The organism is Streptomyces europaeiscabiei (assembly GCF_001550375.1).
GTDB classification, from domain to species: domain Bacteria; phylum Actinomycetota; class Actinomycetes; order Streptomycetales; family Streptomycetaceae; genus Streptomyces; species Streptomyces europaeiscabiei.
Genome location: NZ_LRTR01000181.1, coordinates 1 through 17,870, shown reverse-complemented (window position 1 = coordinate 17,870; position 17,870 = coordinate 1). Strand labels below are relative to the sequence as shown.

18 protein-coding genes and 1 pseudogene are annotated in these 17,870 nt (G+C 70.7%); 15 read left to right on the top strand and 4 right to left on the bottom strand.

Annotated elements, in window-relative coordinates:
• Positions 1 to 290 (top strand): annotated as a pseudogene (locus tag AWZ10_RS08930) (hypothetical protein); the annotation flags it as partial.
• A gap of 190 nt (positions 291 to 480) precedes the next feature.
• Here the strand turns inward: AWZ10_RS08930 and AWZ10_RS08925 are convergent.
• Together AWZ10_RS08925 and AWZ10_RS08920 are read right to left on the bottom strand one after the other, a co-directional pair.
• Positions 481 to 1,518 (bottom strand): CU044_5270 family protein, encoded by a 1,038-nt coding sequence (locus AWZ10_RS08925; RefSeq protein ID WP_060890815.1) that lies wholly within the window; start codon positions 1,516 to 1,518, stop codon positions 481 to 483.
• The gene (locus AWZ10_RS08920; RefSeq protein WP_046704147.1) at positions 1,515 to 2,213 is read right to left on the bottom strand and encodes an RNA polymerase sigma factor; all 699 of its coding nucleotides are present in this window, start codon (positions 2,211 to 2,213) and stop codon (positions 1,515 to 1,517) included. The genes AWZ10_RS08925 and AWZ10_RS08920 overlap by 4 nt, the downstream gene beginning before the upstream one ends.
• 411 nt (positions 2,214 to 2,624) lie before the next feature.
• On the opposite strand from AWZ10_RS08920, the gene AWZ10_RS08915 reads away from it, so the two are divergent.
• From AWZ10_RS08915 to AWZ10_RS08855, 13 genes are all read left to right on the top strand, one after another.
• Positions 2,625 to 3,536 carry a hypothetical protein gene (locus AWZ10_RS08915; protein WP_046704146.1) on the top strand — a complete coding sequence of 304 codons (912 nt, stop codon included), beginning with the start codon at positions 2,625 to 2,627 and terminating at the stop codon, positions 3,534 to 3,536.
• Between the two features lie 88 nt (positions 3,537 to 3,624).
• On the top strand, positions 3,625 to 4,341 hold the full coding sequence (gene cpaB, locus AWZ10_RS08910; protein WP_046704145.1) for a Flp pilus assembly protein CpaB: 717 nt from the start codon (positions 3,625 to 3,627) through the stop codon (positions 4,339 to 4,341).
• Between the two features lie 223 nt (positions 4,342 to 4,564).
• Positions 4,565 to 6,181: a CpaE/TadZ family protein gene (locus tag AWZ10_RS08905; RefSeq protein WP_046704144.1), complete on the top strand. Its 1,617-nt coding sequence runs from the start codon at positions 4,565 to 4,567 to the stop codon at positions 6,179 to 6,181.
• Positions 6,178 to 6,636 (top strand): TadE family protein, encoded by a 459-nt coding sequence (locus tag AWZ10_RS08900; protein ID WP_244172442.1) that lies wholly within the window; start codon positions 6,178 to 6,180, stop codon positions 6,634 to 6,636. The genes AWZ10_RS08905 and AWZ10_RS08900 overlap by 4 nt, the downstream gene beginning before the upstream one ends.
• 62 nt (positions 6,637 to 6,698) lie before the next feature.
• The gene (locus tag AWZ10_RS08895; RefSeq protein ID WP_037694721.1) at positions 6,699 to 8,039 is read left to right on the top strand and encodes a TadA family conjugal transfer-associated ATPase; all 1,341 of its coding nucleotides are present in this window, start codon (positions 6,699 to 6,701) and stop codon (positions 8,037 to 8,039) included.
• A 30-nt stretch (positions 8,040 to 8,069) separates the two neighbouring features.
• The gene (locus AWZ10_RS08890; protein WP_060890814.1) at positions 8,070 to 9,077 is read left to right on the top strand and encodes a type II secretion system F family protein; all 1,008 of its coding nucleotides are present in this window, start codon (positions 8,070 to 8,072) and stop codon (positions 9,075 to 9,077) included.
• A 20-nt stretch (positions 9,078 to 9,097) separates the two neighbouring features.
• Complete coding sequence (locus AWZ10_RS08885) at positions 9,098 to 10,000, top strand: DUF5936 domain-containing protein (protein ID WP_046709685.1); 903 nt, start codon at positions 9,098 to 9,100, stop codon at positions 9,998 to 10,000.
• The gene (locus AWZ10_RS08880; RefSeq protein WP_244172441.1) at positions 10,000 to 11,499 is read left to right on the top strand and encodes a sensor histidine kinase; all 1,500 of its coding nucleotides are present in this window, start codon (positions 10,000 to 10,002) and stop codon (positions 11,497 to 11,499) included. The genes AWZ10_RS08885 and AWZ10_RS08880 overlap by 1 nt, the downstream gene beginning before the upstream one ends.
• A complete protein-coding gene (locus AWZ10_RS08875; RefSeq protein ID WP_046707513.1) occupies positions 11,492 to 12,274 on the top strand; it encodes a response regulator transcription factor in 783 nt (260 codons plus the stop codon). The genes AWZ10_RS08880 and AWZ10_RS08875 overlap by 8 nt, the downstream gene beginning before the upstream one ends.
• Positions 12,275 to 12,379: 105 nt before the next feature.
• Positions 12,380 to 12,592, top strand: coding sequence for a hypothetical protein (locus AWZ10_RS08870; RefSeq protein WP_060890813.1), 213 nt, complete (start codon positions 12,380 to 12,382; stop codon positions 12,590 to 12,592).
• Entirely contained in the window at positions 12,589 to 13,206 is a 618-nt protein-coding gene (locus AWZ10_RS08865; protein WP_079104326.1) for a pilus assembly protein TadG-related protein, read from the top strand. Before AWZ10_RS08870 ends, AWZ10_RS08865 begins: the two co-directional genes overlap by 4 nt.
• A gap of 15 nt (positions 13,207 to 13,221) precedes the next feature.
• Positions 13,222 to 13,827 carry a hypothetical protein gene (locus AWZ10_RS08860; RefSeq protein WP_060890811.1) on the top strand — a complete coding sequence of 202 codons (606 nt, stop codon included), beginning with the start codon at positions 13,222 to 13,224 and terminating at the stop codon, positions 13,825 to 13,827.
• 7 nt (positions 13,828 to 13,834) lie between these two features.
• A complete protein-coding gene (locus AWZ10_RS08855; RefSeq protein ID WP_409000598.1) occupies positions 13,835 to 14,497 on the top strand; it encodes an OmpA family protein in 663 nt (220 codons plus the stop codon).
• A gap of 53 nt (positions 14,498 to 14,550) precedes the next feature.
• On the opposite strand, the gene AWZ10_RS08850 is transcribed toward AWZ10_RS08855, so the two are convergent.
• Positions 14,551 to 15,636: an ankyrin repeat domain-containing protein gene (locus AWZ10_RS08850; protein ID WP_060890809.1), complete on the bottom strand. Its 1,086-nt coding sequence runs from the start codon at positions 15,634 to 15,636 to the stop codon at positions 14,551 to 14,553.
• A 263-nt stretch (positions 15,637 to 15,899) separates the two neighbouring features.
• Between AWZ10_RS08850 and AWZ10_RS08845 the strand changes: the two genes are divergently transcribed.
• A complete protein-coding gene (locus AWZ10_RS08845; RefSeq protein WP_060890808.1) occupies positions 15,900 to 16,472 on the top strand; it encodes a dihydrofolate reductase family protein in 573 nt (190 codons plus the stop codon).
• A 139-nt stretch (positions 16,473 to 16,611) separates the two neighbouring features.
• Here AWZ10_RS08845 and AWZ10_RS08840 read toward each other — a convergent pair whose 3' ends face one another.
• Positions 16,612 to 17,778, bottom strand: a complete 1,167-nt coding sequence (locus AWZ10_RS08840) for an AI-2E family transporter (protein ID WP_244172443.1) — start codon at positions 17,776 to 17,778, stop codon at positions 16,612 to 16,614.
• Positions 17,779 to 17,870: the final 92 nt, after the last annotated feature.

The window sequence follows — 17,870 nt, the reverse complement described above, 5'->3', positions numbered from 1 at the left end:
ACCCGGCCCAGGGCCCGGAGTTCCTGGCCGTCGACCGCCACAACTCCGTCGTCGTCGACATCAACGGCGTCGCCTTCGAGGACCACGGCATCGCCATCGACTTCACCTGGCCCGAGATCCGCAGCGTCCACTACAAGGCGAGCGGCAACGGCAAGGCCCTCATGGTGGCCGTCATCCACGTCGACGGCAGCTTCTACGAGTGCACGGTCGAGGCCAGACCCCGCGAGCGCCTGCACCAGTGGTTCGCGCACCTCGCGCAGGTGCTGGGGTACTACCGTCCGATGGGCTAGGGGCGCCGCGCCCGACAGGGGCACCAGGACGGAGCGGCGGCAGCCGGCTCCGCCCCACTCCCCGCGATCAGACATGGATGCGCTCACCCCGTCGGTGCGCTGGGTGGCGGCAACGCCGAAGCCTTTGCCGCCACCCAGCGCGCCTCACGGCATGAGCGCTCACGACATGAACGAAGCCCGGTCCGCCGGGCTATGAAGTCGGCCGCTCGCGGTACTTGTCGACGACGGCCCGCTTCAGTACGGCGGTCTCGTGCACAATCGTGCCCTTGGCGCCCATCGCGCCGTCCGCCGTCAGATGGCTGCGTTCGCCGAGATACGTGAGGGTGTCCCGGTCGAAGACCCACTCCGTGGCCCACGCGGCGCGTTCGTCGACGCGGCGGATGCCGACGCCGTGGCGGCCGGCGGGGTCGACCGCGTCCTCGGTACGGGTCACCCCGGGGAGCTTCGCGGCGGCTTCGTAGAGCGCGGCGGCGGTCTTCGGGGGCATGACCGTCTCGCCCAGCAGTTCGCCGATCTTGTCGAAGACGGCCTGGGCCTTCTCCTGGCCCTTCCACGTCCTGGTCAGGCGGGAGAGCTCGGCGAGCAGTTCGTCGGGGTCGGTGGGCAGTGAGGCCAGCCACGTGTACGTGGGGCGGTCGATGCCGGCGGGGACGCCCGGCGAACCCGGCGGCAACAGCTCCCTGAGCGGGAAGTAGTCGCCGTCCTCATAGTGCAGGGCCAACTCCTCCACCGGGCCGGGCTCCTGCGACACCCAGACCTCCCGCTGGTGCAGCTCTCCGGGCTCGAACGGTCCGTCCTCCACGGCCTCCACCCCGGCCGTCAGGCTCCTGACGTAGACCAACTGGTCGTCGCGGACCGGCTCGACCTCCGTCCTCGCGGCGACGTCGGCGATGCGGTCGAGCAGTCCGACGGCGCTCTCGCCGTCGGACTGCCGCAGGCCGTAGCCGGAGTCCGCGGTCGTGACGAGGCCGATGGCCAGTGCCCCGGCCAGCGTCAGCGCCGCGGCGGGCAGCCACAGCGCCGGGCGCGGCAACCTGGAGGGGCTCCTCCGGTTCCTCCGGTTCCTCCGGTTCCTCCGGTTCCTCCGGGCGGCCGTGGAAGCGGTGGACCCCATGGCCCGGTCGTCATCGATGAGTTGCATCAAACGGTCCTTGTGGTGGGCGAGGCGATCAGGCGGAACGTCCCGTTCGGGCGGGGGCGGCAGCAGTCGGGCCGGCTCCTCGTTCATCGGGATCCCTCCTGGATCTCCTTGAGCGGAAGGGCCGCGAACACGGCCTCGCTCTCCACCTCTCCGCGGCGACGCCCCGGTTCCACACTCTTTGCGCGGGTATCGGCCCACTCCTCACGCAGGTACTCCTCCGTGAGGCGGCCGAGCCGCGCCCGCGCCCGCGAGAGCCGCGACCGTACGGTCCCTACCGGGACACCCAGCGCCTCGGCCGCCTGCCCGTAGTCGAGGCCCGACCACACACACAGCGCCAGCACCTCCCGCTCCCCGCGCCGCAGCCGGCCGTACACCTGACGTACGGCGGCGAGCCGACGCGCGTCGTCGAGGCGCCCGGCGGTCTCGTCGGCGAAGTCGGCCACCGGGTCCGGGGCGGGGCGGCGGGCCAGGAAGGCCAGGCGGCGGCCGAGGCCGCGGTTGGCGTTGCGGGCCTTGTTGGTCGCCATGCCCAGCAGCCACGGCTTCAACGAGCCGCCGTCCGGCTCCAGTCGCTCCCGGGTGCGCCAGGCGTCGAGGAAGGTGTCCGCCATCACCTCCTCGGCCGTCGACCAGTCGCCGGTCAGTCGGTAGGCGTGGTTGTAGACGGCCCGCGCGTACGCGTCGTAGACCTCCGCGAAGGCCTCCCGGTCCCCGGCCCGTATCCGCGCCCGCACCGACGCCTCCGCCTCCGTGTGCGCTCGCGCCCGCTCGGGGTCACTCATCTCGTCTGCACCTCTCCCACCTCACACCCATGTCTCTCCATGAGGTGGAGGAGGTTCCGGTGACCTGCGCCACAGCCAGAGGTGAACGCCTGCGCCCGGCCGGGAGAGAAGGGCGGGTGCCGCCGCTGCCCGCCGGACCGTTCCAGTCGCTGAGCCCCGACCCCGTGGCCGTCCCGTATGCGCCCCCGCGCGGAAGCCGTTCACCCGTACAGGGCGCCTCCCAACACCCCTCCCGGCCCGCCTGGTTGGGGCATATGCGTCTCACTCTGTGTCGATACGGCCACACCTTCCGTGAGTTGATCAAGGAGATTCGGTGTTGATCGAGCCATGCCGTGGATATGGTGCTGATGCAAGACGATGCAGGAGGGGCGTCGAGCACGACGTCGTTCCTCACAGGGGCCGTCTGAGGCGGTGGTCGACCACCCCGCCGAAGTGAACGGGGTGGTGTGCAGCGTGCCGACCGCGATAGCCGTCACCAGTTCCGACCTGGTGCTCCCACCGCACGACCGGCAGACCCCGCCCGCGGTCGTCCAGCCGCAGGAGACCCTCGAAGCCTCCCTGTTCGCCATGCACGCGCTCATCGAGCAGCACGGCTATGTCATCGCCCTCCACTCGGCCTCCGAGGCGTCGGCCGTCACCCGGCGGCTGCACACCGTCCGTTCCGTGCTGGAGAGCGACCGCATCGCCCTGCTCGGCGTGGACCTGCCGCCGCTCGGACTCGCCCTGCTCGCCCAGCAGTTGCGGCAGCTGTCCGTGTGCGACTTCAGCCCGGGAGTGCTCGCCTCCTCCGTACGCCTCCTCGCGCACTACATCTACGCCGGCGCCCACCTCGGCTCCGTGGCCAAGCTCGACCGGGTGCCGGTCACGCTGAAGTCGCACGCCAAGTCGTGGATGCCGGGAGCCCGGTTCGCCGTACTGGCCAACCCGCGGCCCCAGCTCGTCCGGCTCAACACCGCGGACGAGGAGCCCCTGGCCGGGCCCGAGTTCGGCACCCGGCTGCTCGTCGCGCAGGGGCCCCAGCCGCCGTCCGACTGGGTCACCGCGACGCTCGCCCCGGCCTGGCAGGTGCAGGGGTCCCTGCCGGTGCCGCTGCCCGAGGGATCCGCGCGCTGGTGGGGGACCGGCAAGCTCGTCGAGTTCGCCGCCGGCCTCTGCGACGTCTCCGTGCTCTACCAGCTGGTCTCGTCCGTACGCCGCGAGACCTGCCACTGGTGCGGTCTCGAACTCATCGGCGACCGCTGCGGGTTCTGCGCGGCCCCGTTACGGGAACCGGAGCCGGCCCCCGGCCCGGACCGGGCGGCCCTGCCGCGAGGGGTCGCATGACAGCCGTACGACAACTCCACAGCCCGCGAGGCAGCGGGAGAAGCAGGCCCGCTCAAGTGCCCGGCACGTTCCCACGAGGTGAGATGTAGTGAACTCACGCCAGCGCCGCGGCGTCGTCCTGCTGGTCCTGTCGGCCCTGTGCGCCCTGGCCGCCTTCGCCGGGGTGCTCTCCGTGATCCGTGACGTGAACGCGAAGGTCGGACCCGAGGTGACCGCGTACCGGCTGAAGGACGACATCGCGCCCTACAAGGAGCTGTCGGCGGGCCAGTTCGAGAAGATCTCGATGCCGGAGCGGTGGCTGTCCGGCACGGCCGTCACCGATCTGTCGGAGATCCGCGGCAAGATCGCCGTCACCCAGCTGAGCAAGGGCTCCCTGCTCCAGTCCGACATGATCGTCGACCGGCCGGAACTCGAATCCGGGCAGCAGGAGATCGCGATCCTGATCGACGCGTCCACTGGTGTGGCGGGGAAGATCAACCCGGGGTCGCTGGTCAACATCTACGCCACGTTCGAGGAGAAGGACAGCGACTCCGGCAAGGACACGTCCAAGCTGATGGTCGCCGACGCCCGCGTCATCGACGTCGGCAGGCTGACCCCCCTCGAATCCGGCCAGTCCAGCAGCGACCGCCGGCGCACGGCGACCGAGGCCGTCCCGATCACCTTCGCGCTCGACACCGCCGACGCCCAGCGCGTCGCGTTCGCCGAGTCGTTCGCCGAGCACGTCCGTCTCGCCCTCGTCGGGGGCGGCGAGGCCACCGTCGTCGTACCGGACGACCGTTCGTACACCCTCGACGAGGACAAGTAGGAGGCCCCGCGATGAGGTCGGTCCGGAACGTCCGTACGGGGACGCCTCGAACGGGGGTGCGTCGAATGCCGCTGCGGGTGGGCGTGCCGAGGGTGGGCATGCTCAGGGGTGTACGGCGAACGAGGGTGCGGTGGGCGGCGAGTGCGCCGCGGGTGCCGCGTGAACCCTGCTGGTGTGAGGCGGCCGAGCCCCGCACGTCCGCGACCGGAACGAGGATCCGCCGATGACCATCCGTATCCTCCCCGTCGCCGGAGACATCGAATCGGCCCGCGCCCTCACCGCCCTGCTCGACCAGCTGGCCGACGCCGAACCGGCACCGCACGTGTCCGACTCCACGGCCCTGCTGGACACCCTGGCGAGGCAGGCCGCCGACTCGCTGGACGAACTGCCGGAAGTGGTGCTCGTCCACGAACGGATCGGTCCGGTACCGGCGTTGGACCTCGTCCGTGATCTCGTCCTGCGCTTCCCGGCGGTCGGCGTCGTCCTCGTCACCTCCGACACGAGCACCGGTGTCCTCACCGCCGCCATGGACTCCGGTGCCCGCGGCATCGTCAACCTCCCCCTCTCCTACGAGGCCCTCGCCGAACGCGTCCAGGCAGCCGCGGCCTGGTCGGCAGGCATGCGCCGCCACCTCGGCAGCCCCACGCCGGAGCTGTACACGGGCCCCGGCGGCACCGTCGTCACCGTCAGCGGGGCCAAGGGCGGCGTCGGCGCCACGGTCACCGCCGTCCAACTCGCCCTCGCGGCCCGCGCGTCCGGCCGTACGGTGGCCCTCCTCGACCTCGACCTGCAGTCGGGGGACGTGGCCTCGTACCTGGACGTGCAGTTCCGCCGCTCGGTCGCCGACCTGGCGGGCATCTCCGACATCAACCCCCGCGTCCTGCAGGAGGCGGTCTTCGCCCACGACACCGGCATCTCCCTCCTCCTGGCCCCCGCCGAGGGCGAGCGCGGCGAGGAGGTGACGGACCGGGTGGCCCGCCAGGTGGTGGCCACGCTCCGCTCCCGGCACGACGTGGTGATCGTCGACTGCGGCTCGCAGATGAACGCGGCGACCGCGGCGGCCGTCGAAATGGCCGACCAGGCACTGCTGCTGGTGACCCCGGACGTGGTGGCGATCCGCGCCGCCAAACGCATGGTCCGTCTCTGGGACCGCCTCCAGATCCGCAAGGCCGAGGAGACGCTGACGGTCGTCAACCGCCTGTCGCGCGGTACGGAGATCCAGCCGTCGCTGGTCGAGAAGGTCACCGGCACCAAGGTGGCCCGCGCCGCCGTCCCCGCCGCCTTCAAGGAACTCCAGTCCGTCGTCGACGCGGGCCGCCTCCAGGACCTCGACGCCCGCTCGGTCGTCAAACAGGCGCTGTGGGCGCTCGCCGGCGAACTGGAACTGGTCGCCGCGCCGGAGCACGGACACGGCGGCCGACGCCGCAGGACGTCCGCGGACCGCGGAGCCCTCGTCCTGCGCCGCAAGGGCGGCGACCGGGGTTCGGTGACCCTCGAATTCGCCGGAATGTTCCCCCTGCTCCTGGTCACCATGACGATCCTCTGGCAGGCCGCCCTCTACGGCTACACCTACTCCCTGGCAGGCAACGCCGCCGACGAGGCTGCCCGCGCCGCCACCGCCGCCTTTGCGGTCGGCGGCGACGTCGCCGCCGCCTGCGAAGCCGCCGGCACCCAGAACCTCCCGGGCGCCTGGGACGGCACCTCCATCGACTGCGCCCCCGCGGGCCCCGTCATGCGCGCCGAGGTCCAGGCCAACGTCCCCCTCTTCTTCCCGGGCTTCGACGCCGGCTGGACCGTCAACGGCGAGGCGGGGGCGGCCTTGGAGGGGGACCCGCAATGACCCGGACCAGCGAGACCACCGACGACGCGGCGCGCCCCCGACCCACCCCCCGCCCCCGCGTGAACCACCCACCGACCCCACCGACGGGAGAGCCACCCCGCCACCATCGCTGCAACGACCGAGGCTCCTCCCTCCTGGAGTTCGCCGGTTTCCTCCCGATCCTGCTCCTCGTAGGCATGGCCGCGATCCAACTGGGCCTGATCGGCTACGGCATCAGCCAGGCGGGATCGGCGGCACGGGCGGCGGCGCGGGCGGAGTCGCTGCAGGCCGGCACGGGCCAGGCCGCGGGCGTGGCCGCGGCGAGCGCGTGGCTTAACCCCTCGGTCGACCCGGGAGGAGGCGGCACGGACACCACCACCGCCACGGTCACCGTCACGGTCCCCTCCGTGGTCCCCCTCTTCGACCCGGTCTCCGTGGAACGCTCCGCCACCATGCCCAGCGACATCGACGACTGACCCGCCGCACCCACCACCCCACCGCCACCCCCACTGCCACCCCGAGAGGAGTTGACGACACGATGAGCCTGCGATCCCGTATCGCCGCCCCCGACGAAGGCGGAACCGGACGCGAGGACGGACACCTCGTGGCCGTCTACCGCGCCAAGCTCCTCGAAGAGATCGACCTGGCCGAGATGTCGGCCCTCACCGCGGCCGACCGCAGGGCCCGCCTGGAACGCGTACTCGGCCACATCATCAGCCGAGAGGGCCCGGTCCTCTCCTCCGCCGAACGCTCCCAGCTCATCCGCAGGGTCGTCGACGAGGCTCTCGGCCTCGGCGTCCTCGAACCCCTCCTCGCCGACGCGTCGGTCACGGAGATCATGGTCAACGGCCCGGACTCGATCTTCGTGGAGCGGGCCGGCCGCGTCGAACAACTGCCGTTGCGGTTCGCCTCCACCGACCAGCTCATGCAGACGATCGAACGCATCGTCTCGACCGTCAACCGCCGCGTGGACGAGTCGAACCCCATGGTCGACGCCCGCCTCCCCACCGGCGAGCGCGTCAACGTGATCATCCCTCCGCTCGCCCTCACCGGCCCCACGCTCACGATCCGCCGCTTCCCCCGCGCGTACACCCTCCCGGAGCTGATCGACCTCGGCTCCCTCGACGAGCAGATGCTGATGCTGCTGGCCGCCTTCGTCCGCGCCCGCTTCAACGTGATCGTCAGCGGCGGTACCGGCACCGGAAAGACGACCCTCCTCAACGCCCTCTCCGGCCTGATCCCGTCCCGCGAACGCATCATCACCATCGAGGACTCCGCCGAACTCCAACTGCAGCAGGAGCACGTCGTCCGCCTGGAGTCCCGCCCCCCGAACATCGAGGGCAAGGGCCAGATCACCATCCGCGACCTGGTCCGCAACTCCCTGCGGATGCGCCCCGACCGCATCATCGTCGGTGAGGTCCGCGGCGGCGAGACCCTCGACATGCTCCAGGCCATGTCGACCGGCCACGACGGCTCCCTCGCCACGGTCCACGCCAACTCCGCCGAGGACGCGCTGATGCGCCTGCAGACCCTCGGCTCGATGTCCGAGGTCCTCATCCCCTTCGAGGCCCTCAAGGACCAGATCAACTCGGCGGTGGACGTGGTCGTCCAGCTCACCCGCTTCGCCGACGGCTCCCGCAAGGTCACCGAGATCGCCCTGCTCGTCTCGCACGGCCGCGAACAGTTCCGCATCGCCACGGTCTCCCGCTACGCCCCGGACCCCCTCGGTGCCGACCGCGTCGTCCACGGCCGCTTCGAACACCTGCCGATACCCCGGCCCGTCGCGGAGAAGCTGTACGTGGCCAACGAGCCACTGCCCCCCGCGTACGGCGTGGCCGAGGCCATCGACCCGCTCAACACCCGCCAGGCCATCGGATAGCCCGAGAGCCCCGAGGAGGTAGGACCGAACATGGCGACAGCCCTGGCACTCCAGGCGCCCCTGGCAACCCTGGCCCAGGCACCCCTGGACCTGGACAACACCACCCTGCTCGCCCTCGGCGCCACCGTCCTCGGCGGCACCCTCGCCGTCGCGGGCGCGCACACGTACCTCTCCGGCCGCGCCCAGCGCCAGGCACTGGTCGACCGTCTCGCGGGCAGCCAGGGCGGCCCGCTCCGCACGGCGACGGGGCGCGTACGACGCTTCACGGCCGTCGACCGCCGACTGCGCCGCACCCGCCTCGGCCGCGCGATCCACCTGCGTCTGACGACGACGGGACTCGACCTGACGGCGGGCGAGTTCGCCACGTACGTCGCCATGGCCGTCGTGGCGCTGTGGCTGATCGCGGCCGCCACCCTGGCCCCCTTCTTCGGCCCGATCGCGGGCGCCGTAGGTGTGTGGGCGGCCGCCATCTTCCTCAACTGGCAGCGCCAGAAACGCATCGAGGCCTTCATCAACCAGCTCCCCGACGTGGCCCGCCTCCTCGCCAACGCCACCGCGGCCGGTCTCGCCCTGCGCACGGCCCTGGCGATGGCGGCGGAGGAACTGGAGGCCCCGGCGGGCGAGGAACTGGCCCGGGTCGCCGATCAGCTGGCGCTCGGCCGCTCGGTGGACGACGCCCTGGGCGAGCTGGCCGAACGCCTCCCCTCCCGCGAGCTGATCGTTCTCGTCACGACCCTGGTCCTGTCCAACAAGGCGGGCGGCACGGTGGTGAGTTCGTTGCGCAACCTGACCCAGACGCTGGAGGACCGCAAGGAGACCCGCCGCGAGGTCCGCACGATGCTCTCCGAGGTCAACGCGACGGCCTTCACCGTCCCCCTCCTGGGCCTCGGCTCCCTCCTTCTGATCAACTCCTCGAACGACGGAGCCCTGGCCCGGGTGACCGGCTCCCCCCTCGGCCAGGCCCTGGTGCTGATCTCGATCGGCCTCTACACGGTCGGCTTCTTCGTCATCCGCCGCCTCGGCAAGATCGAAGTCTGAGAAGGGGGCCGTGACCTGACATGACGCCATCAACGCTCCCCCTCCTCCTGGCCCTCTTGACGGCCGTCGCGGTCGCGGGCGCCCTCCTGGGCATCCGCATGATCCGCGCCGACGCGAAACTCCCCAGCGACCTGGCCCTCGCCCTGGAGGTGGGCGCCACCCGCGTCTCCAGGACCGGCTCGGCCGTCGACCGCCTGGGCATGCGCTTCGCCCCGCTCGTCCTGCGCCTCATGGGCCCCCGGCGGGTCGAGGCCAAGCGCCACCGCATCGACATGGCGGGCAACCCCGGCGGCCTCACCCTCAACCGCTACGCCGCCCGCCGAGCCGTCTACGGCTTCTTCGGCGCCTTCATGGGCCTGGTCTTCCTCACCAGCGGCCGCCCCCTCTTCGCCGCCTTCACCTTCGCCTTCGGTCTCCTCGCCGCCGACGCGGCGATCTGGCAGGCCATCCGCGAACGCAAGGACGTCATCGACCGCACCCTGCCCGACTTCCTCGACGTCCTCGCGGTCGTGGTCTCGGCCGGACTGGGCTTCCGCCAGGCCCTGGACCGGGTGGCGGAGAAGTACGAGGGCCCCTGGGCGGACGAACTCCGCATCACCCTGCGCCAGATGGACATGGGCGTGAGCCGCCGTCAGGCCTTCGACGAACTCCGCAGACGCAACTCGTCCGAGCAGGTCGCCCAGTTCGTCTCGGCGCTCCAGCAGGGCGAGGAACTGGGCTCCCCGATCGCCGAAACCCTGATCCAACTCGCCGCGGACATGCGCCGCACCGACGCCCAGAACGCCCGCCGCCGAGCCGCCCGAACCATCCCCAAGGCAACCCTCGTCACCCTGATCTTCATGCTCCCGGCCACGATGATCCTGATCGCCACCGGTATGTTCCTCGGCTCGGGCACGAACTTCGGCGACATCCTGGGCCGCTGATGGGAACCCGGCGGACCTGGCGCGCACGGCTGATTCGGCTCACCCAGCTGCGGGCAATCGTGCCGCTGGGGCGATGGGGGTTCCCCCGGTCGAGCGAAGCCGAGAGTGGGGGAGGGTGGGCGCTGCGGCACCCTGTCAGGGCCGGCAAGCGCCTCCAACCCCCGCCCAACCCCAGCGAAGGCCGACGCACCCCACCCCCGCCCGGCCCCAGCACCGGCTACCTGGCGGACGACGCCACACCCCCCGCCACCCTCCGCCTCCAGCTCAACGCCCTCCAGGCCCTGGCCCGCCAGACCTTCGCCGTCCGCCTGGTGACCCTCACCATCGGCACCCCCTTCGCCATGGCCAACACCACGGACGGCCCCCCGACCCACGCCGTACTCATCGCCGCCGTCCTCGGCATCACCGTCTCGTACGCCATGCTCAGGGACTGGGACCGCTTCGCCCCCCGGCTCCTCGCCCACCCCACCCTCATGGCCCTGGACCTCCTCTTCGGCGCGGTACTCCTCCTCACCGCCTCCCCGGCCTCCCCCCTCGCCTACGCCACGGTCTGCACCCCCCTCCTCTCCGGCCTCCTCTACGGCTGGCGCGGCGCCGGGGTCCTCACCGGCCTGCAACTGGCCGTCCTCCTCACCGTCCACCGCACCTGGGAACACCACCCCGGCGCAGGTGTCAGCACCCTCCTCATCGCCGGCTTCTGCGTCGCGGCCGGCATCATCGGCGTAACCCTCCGCAACCTGATGTTCCGCTTCGGTACGGCCACCCGGGCACTCTCCGAAGTCACGTCCCGCCTGGCCGTCGCGGAGGCCGTGGAGTCGGAACGCGCCCGCCTGGCCCGCGAGCTGCACGACTCGGTGGCCAAGACCCTCCACGGCCTGGCCCTGGCCGCGGACGCCCTGGCGACCTCGGCGGACCACCCGGTCCCCGACCCCGCCCACCTGAAACGACAGGCCGGCCTCGTCGCGTCGGCGGCCCGCCGGGCCGCCGCCGAGTCCCGCGACCTCCTCACGGACCTACGCCGGCACACGGACCTGACGACGACCCCACCGGCGAACCTTCGGACCGAACTGGTCACACGAACAGCGGACTTCGAGTCCCGCACCTCACTCCCCACCCGGCTCACCCACACGGGTGAGCCGGCCCCACCCCTGTCCCCGGAGACGATCCACCACCTCCTGGCGATCACGTCGGAGGCCCTGGAGAACATCCACCGCCACGCGCGGGCGACCACGGCGCAGGTGTCCCTGAAGATCACCCCGGACACCCTCCACCTCACGGTCAAGGACGACGGCGTAGGCCTCCCACCCGCCCTCACCCTCGAAGAGGCACAAGAATCCGGCCACTTCGGCCTCCTGGGCATGGCGGAACGCGCGGCCCGCACCGGCGCGGCCCTGCACCTGCGATCGGGCGCCACCGGTACGGAAATGACACTGACCCTCCCGCTCCCCGCCCCTCCCGCCACCCCCGAAGCCCCCCGACAGGAGGCCGCACATGCCTGACCAGCCCCAGGCACGCCCCGGCCCACCCCTCCGCGTACTCGTCGCGGACGACAACCCGGTGGTCCGCGCCGGCCTCACGGCCCTCCTGGACACGCACCCCGACATAGAGGTGGTCGCCCAGGCCACGAACGGCGAGGAGGCGGTGGACCGAGCACGCCGACACCACCCGGACGTCGCCCTCCTCGACGTCCGCATGCCCGGCACGGACGGCCTCACCGCGCTCCCCGAACTGGCCGCCCTCTGCCCCGTGATGATGCTGACGTACAGCACGGAACCCGAGGTCGTGACCGAGGCCCTGTGCCGGGGAGCGGTCGGCTACCTGGTCCACGGCGAGTTCACCGCCCCCGAACTGATCGCGGCGGTACGGAACATGAGGGAGGGCCGCCCGACCATCTCCGAGGCCGTCTCTCCGGCTGTCTCAACTTCGCTCGGCGTTTCCTACGAACCTTCACACGAAAGTCACGACCACTCTTCGCGTATGCAATCATTTATGACACAGTCGCCAAAGGGTGGCCCCACCCACGCGTCGGCGCTCCACCACCGCATGCTCAACCACTCCAGCCGACCGTCCTTCGGCCTGAGTTCAAGGGAGGTGGAGGTGATGGACCTCATCGCATCGGGCATGAACAACCGTCAGATCGCCGCCACCTGTTTCATCAGCGAGAAGACCGTCAAGAACCACATCAACCGCATCTTCGCGAAACTGCACAGTTCAACCCGCAGTGAAGCCATAGCCCACTGGTTGGGCACGACTCCCGGGGGGTGGCCCCGATGACTTCACCGCGAAAGGGAAGTTGGGCCCCCGGACCCACCCCCCGTACGTGCTGTCTCACGTACGGTAATCCGGTTGGTGTCGGCATCGCGCGGGAAGGCAACCGCCATGAAGGTGAAGCACCGTTTCGAGACCTGGAGGACCACCGTCGTCTCCCGCATGCGCGGGAAAGGGCGGGACTCTGGCGCGGGGTTCGTGGAGTACGCGGGCATCATGATCATCGTCGCGGGGATCTTCGTGATGATCGACGGACTGGGGCTGGACGGGTTGATCTCAGGCGCGATCTTCGACGCCGTGAACAGCGTTATTGGCGGAGGCTGACAGCTTTACGACTTCTCGGTGACCGTGGCTCGACCCTTCCTGTCTACATCTGGCTGACGACGGTTCTTCTCTTCGCGGCGTTGGCCTTCTTCGCGTTCGCTCAGGCGGCATCCGCCCGTAGCGGTGCCCAATCTGCTGCAGACGCAGCTGCGTTGGCGGCCGCTCAGCAGGCGCGGGACGAACTGTTGCTGGAGCTCGGGGATGTCATCGGCGCGGGCAACGGCGACTGGTTGGACTGGATCGACCTGTCCGGAGCAGGGCTCCCCTTGGAAGGGGCCGATGCTGCGGCTGCGGCGCTGGCGGCCCAGAACAACTCGACCGTCGAAGGCGGCGCCCAGCCCACCGAGGTCGACGGTGACCCAGGGTTCCAGGTCAACGTCGTGACGGACTACACCGTGGGCGATTCGATCATTCCTGGCACCGAGGACATGACAGCCACGGCTCAGGCGGTCGCCGTCATCCAGCCGCGCTGCGACTTCGACGTGAACGTCGACCCCACGAACCCCGTTGCCCTGGACTGCGACGGCGTGCCCGTGGACATCGACCCCGGAAATTTCGATCCGGACGACCTTCCCGACGCGTCCGTGATGTTCTCTGTGTATCTGGCCAAGTGAGAGGAAGCCGTACCGATGAACCTTCGGCACGCCATGAAGGGCCGCAGGACAGTGACCGCGGTGGCGATCGCGACCGGGCTGCTCCTCACGGTTGCCGGTTGCAGCGGGGGAGGGGATGACGGCAATTCAGCGAAGAATGATTCGTCCTCGGCACCCTCCAACAAGACCGATGATTCCGATGGGAACGACGACAAGCAGGAGACCGACGCGCCCGCCGGCGAGTCGGTACTGGCCGAGGTCAAGGGCGACAACCTGACGCTCAAGGTCACCTCCGCCGCTCGCAATGGCGGAGGCTTCGTGACCGTTGCGGGCACAGTGACGAACAACGGCAGCAGGTCCTGGGTCGCTGCGGACTGGCGGGGCGACGAGCGCGAACTGGTCAACAACGGCGGTTCAATCGCGGGCGCGAGCCTTGTCGATCAAGCGGGTAAGAAGAAGTACCTGATCCTGCGTGACACCCAAGGACGGTGCCTGTGCACCAGGTTCACCGGTGCCCTGGTGCAGGGAGCGAGCGCCGACTGGTTCGCCCAGTTCCCCGCTCCCCCCGAATCCACAACCTCCGTAGACTTCCAGGTCGGCTCCATGCCCCCCGCCACGATCGAACTCTCCGAGGACGAGTGACGTGACGATGACCGCCCCCACCCCACGTGCCGCCACGACCGGCACCGCGGCGCTGGCCGCAGCCGTGGCGGTCCTGGCCGCCCTCACCCTCGCCGCGCCCGCCCAGGCCGCGGACGACCCGAGCGAACCCCCGGGCACCGTCACCACCTCCCCACCCCCGGAGGTGGACGCGAACAGCCCGGGGCTGAAGCTCGCGCAGGGGGCCACGCTCGCCCCCGCCAAGGTCCTGGACATCAAGTCGGTCGTGGAGGACCTGGGCGGCGAGGAGCGCCGGGAGGACACGAACGAGAACGTGACGTTCGCGCTCCAGGCGGAGGTCCTCTTCCCGAAGAACAGCGCGAAACTCAACCCGCAGGCCCGCTCCCGCATCCAGACGATCGCGGCGGAGATCAAGACGCAGAGCGCGGGCACGGTCCGCGTCTTCGGCTTCACGGACGACCTCGGCTCGTACGCCCACGGCCTGACCCTCTCCAAGAAGCGCGCGGAGGCCGTCCACGACCTCCTCGCCGCCGACCTGGATGGCAACGTCACCTTCGAGGTACGCGGCTACAGCGAGGACTACCCCATCGCCGACAACTCCTCCGAGGAGGGCCGCAAGAAGAACCGCCGGGTCGAGGTCTCCTTCCCCCGCACCACGACGGACACGGAATCCGACAGCGAACAGAGCTGACCGTCGCCCCACCTCACCCCGTCAGCTCACCCCGGCACCTCACCTCCGTCGACTCACTCCGGCAACGAATCCCGTACGTCCCAGAAGTGCTCCCTCGGCCACCGTTCGATGACCCGGTACGCACCCCCGTAGTACCGGGTGTCAGCCGGCTCGTCGAGATAGCGCCGTACGAGGATCTGCTCGGCTCGGAAGGGCAGCGGGCGCCCGGTCCCGAGCATCCCCAGCGCGCAGGCCGCGTCATGGACGACCGACGGGTCCTGGTCGTACAGGGCGCGGCGGAGGGCGGTGTGAACGGTGGTGTGGACGGTGGGAGGCCGGCCGATGAGGCTGGAAAGGTGGGCGACGGCGTAGCGGCGTACCTCGGCGTACGGGTCGCGGGCCATGCTGAGGACGGCTTCGAAGGCTTGACGGTCCTCCGGCTCCGTGGAGGCCTCGACCGCGAAGGCGACCGCCGCGCGGACGTCGGGGTGCGGATGGCAGGCATGCCGCAGGATCCTCCGGGCGTCGTCGGCGAACCCGGACTGCATCGACAGGCCCCGGATGAGGAGGCCGAGGACGGCCGGATGCTCCTCCACGGCCAACCGGGTCCGTAGCAGCGCCGCTGCCTGCCGCGTCCGGTGCCTGCCGTTGCGCAGGGAGGCGTTGTACAGGCAGAAGAAGCCCATCAGCTCCGCCGCGAAGTAGCGCTCGGACGCCTGGGGGCTGTGCAGCGCCACCTCTGCCCCGGCCACGGTCTCGTCGTCCGCCCAGGTGTCCAGGGTCCAGCTCATCCGCATCCAGATGTCGCTGTCGGGGTCACCGAACCGGACCGCCCGCTCCATCGTCGTCGCGAAGTCGGCCCGCTTGCCGAAGAACTTCTCCAGATCCGTGAGGATCACCAGATACCCGGGCTCGTCCGGGTGCCGCTCGGCGCCCTCCTCCGCGAAGTCCAGCGCGCTGCGGTCGTGTTCGTCCCGCAGGGCCACATAAGCCCCGTTCTCCCGCAACGCGTCCGCCGCGTGGTGCGCGCCCGCCCCTGCCGCCAGCATCAACGCGGTCAGCCCGCCGGGCGACCGCCCGTTGACGTCGGCACCGCTGTCGAGAAGGGCTCGGACCGTCTCCTCGTCGTCGTCGCGCGCGGCCAGCCCCAGTGGCTCCAAGCCCGATCCCCCTCGAACCAATCGAACGCCTATCCGGGGAATCCTAGGTCGGTGCGCCGACACGGGCGACCGATTTCCCCGCCGAGGGCCCACGTCCGCGCGACCGGCCCCCACCCGCGCCATCCTCTCCAGAGAAGCCGAGAAGCCGAGAAGCCGAGAAGCCGAGAAACCGAGAAACCGAGAAACCGAGAAACCCTCAAGCCCAGTAATCAACCAGCCGAGTCACCCACCAGCCGACGCCGTAAGGGCCGGGAGCCGCCGCCATGCGAAAGATCGTTCTGATGATGTCCGTGTCCCTCGACGGCTACATGGAGGGCCCGAACCGCGAGATCGGCTGGCACCTGGTCGACGACGAACTGCACACGCACTTCAACGACGTCCTCAGGGACATGGGCGCCTTCCTCGGAGGCCGCGTCACCTACGAGCTGATGGCCGCCTACTGGCCCACGGCCGACCGGGACCCCGCGGCCCCGTCCTACGTCGCCGACTTCGCCGCGATCTGGCGCACGATGCCGAAACTGGTCTTCTCCCGGACCCTGCAGCGCGCGGAGGGGCACACGACGATCGTCAGGGACGTCGTCGTGGAGGACATCGAGGCACTCAAGGCACAGGACGGCGGCGACCTCGTCGTGGGCGGCGCCGAACTGGCGGCCGAGTTCATGCGGCACGACCTGGTCGACGAGTACCGGATCTACGTCCACCCGGTGCTCCTGGGGGCCGGCAAGCGGCTCTTCCCGGCAGCCGACACCGAGACCCCGACCGGCCTACGCCTGGTCGAGACCCGCACCTTCGGCAACGGAGTCGTACTCCTGCGCCACGAGCGCCCGCGCACCTAGGGCCGGCCGTCACCCTGCCGCCTGCCTCGCGACGCCGTGCGGCTTCCCCGGCCCCGGCCCGGCTTCGTTCGAACGGGAGATACCCCCACGCCGCCGTGAGGCCGCCCTCCGGGCGACGACGGGAACGTGACGTCAGGCCCTAGGGCGCTTGCCCGTGCTCGTCCGCGTACGCCCGCAACGACCCCACCACCGTGTTCGTGACCGCGACCAACGGCACGGCCACCACCGCGCCCCCGATGCCCGCGATCATGCCACCGGCGGCGACCGACAGGACGACGGCCAGGGGGTGCACCCGCACGGCCCGCCCGAGGATGAACGGCTGGAGGATGTGCCCCTCGATCTGCTGGACGGCGAGTACGACGGCCAGCGTCATGACGGCCGTGAAGACACCTTGCGTCACCAGCGCCACGACCACCGCCAGCGCGCCCGAGACGACGGCACCCACCAGCGGGATGAAGGAGAACAGGAAGATGAACACGGCCAGCGGGACCGCCATCGGCACATCGAGGAAGTAGATCCCCAGGCCGATGAAGATCGCGTCGATCAGCGCCACCACGACCGTGCCGCGCACGTACGCCGTCAACGTCTGCCAGGCGCGCGGCCCGGCCGCCGAGACACCCGGCCGTGCCGCAGCCGGCACCAGCTTCAGGGTCCACTGCCAGATCCGCTTGCCGTCGTACAGCAGGAAGAGCGTGGAGAACACCGTCAGGAGGATGCCGGTGAGCGCCTCGACGATGACGGTCACGCCCTCCAGGCCCGCCGAGGTGATCGTGTCCGTGTTGTCGCTGATCGCCTCGCGGAGATTCTTGGCGATGTCGTTGATCTGGTTCTCGGTGACGTGGAACGGGCTGTCGAGGAGCCAGCGCTGCAGTTCGTCGATGCCGTCCTGGATCTGGTCGGAGAGGTCGTCGATGTTCTCCATGACCTGCCAGGTGACGAACCAGCCGATCAGTCCGATGACGACGAAGCCGAGGGCGGCCGTCAGGGCGGTGGCCAGGCCGCGCGGTACACCGTGCCGCGTCAGCCGTGCCACGGCCGGCTGGAGCATGGCGGTGATGAGCAGTGCGGCGGTGAACGACAGCACCAGCAGCTGTACGGAGCTGATGACCCGCATCAACACCCAGACGGTGCCCGCGAGTACGAGCAGCCGCCATCCGGCCTCGGCCGCCACCCGCATGCCCCAGGGCACCGCCGACGCGGGGTCGGGACGGGTGGAGAGAACAGGGGCGGCCGTCTGGTCCCGGGCACCGGCGGAGGAGCGCGGAGAGCCCCCCGCGCCGCTGTCGACGCCCTCGGTGTCCTTCACGGCCCCGGCGTCGGCAGCCCCCTCGGAGTCGCCGGAGCCGGAGCCGGAGCCGTGGTCAGTGCCGGACCCGGACCCGGACCCAGTGCCGAGGC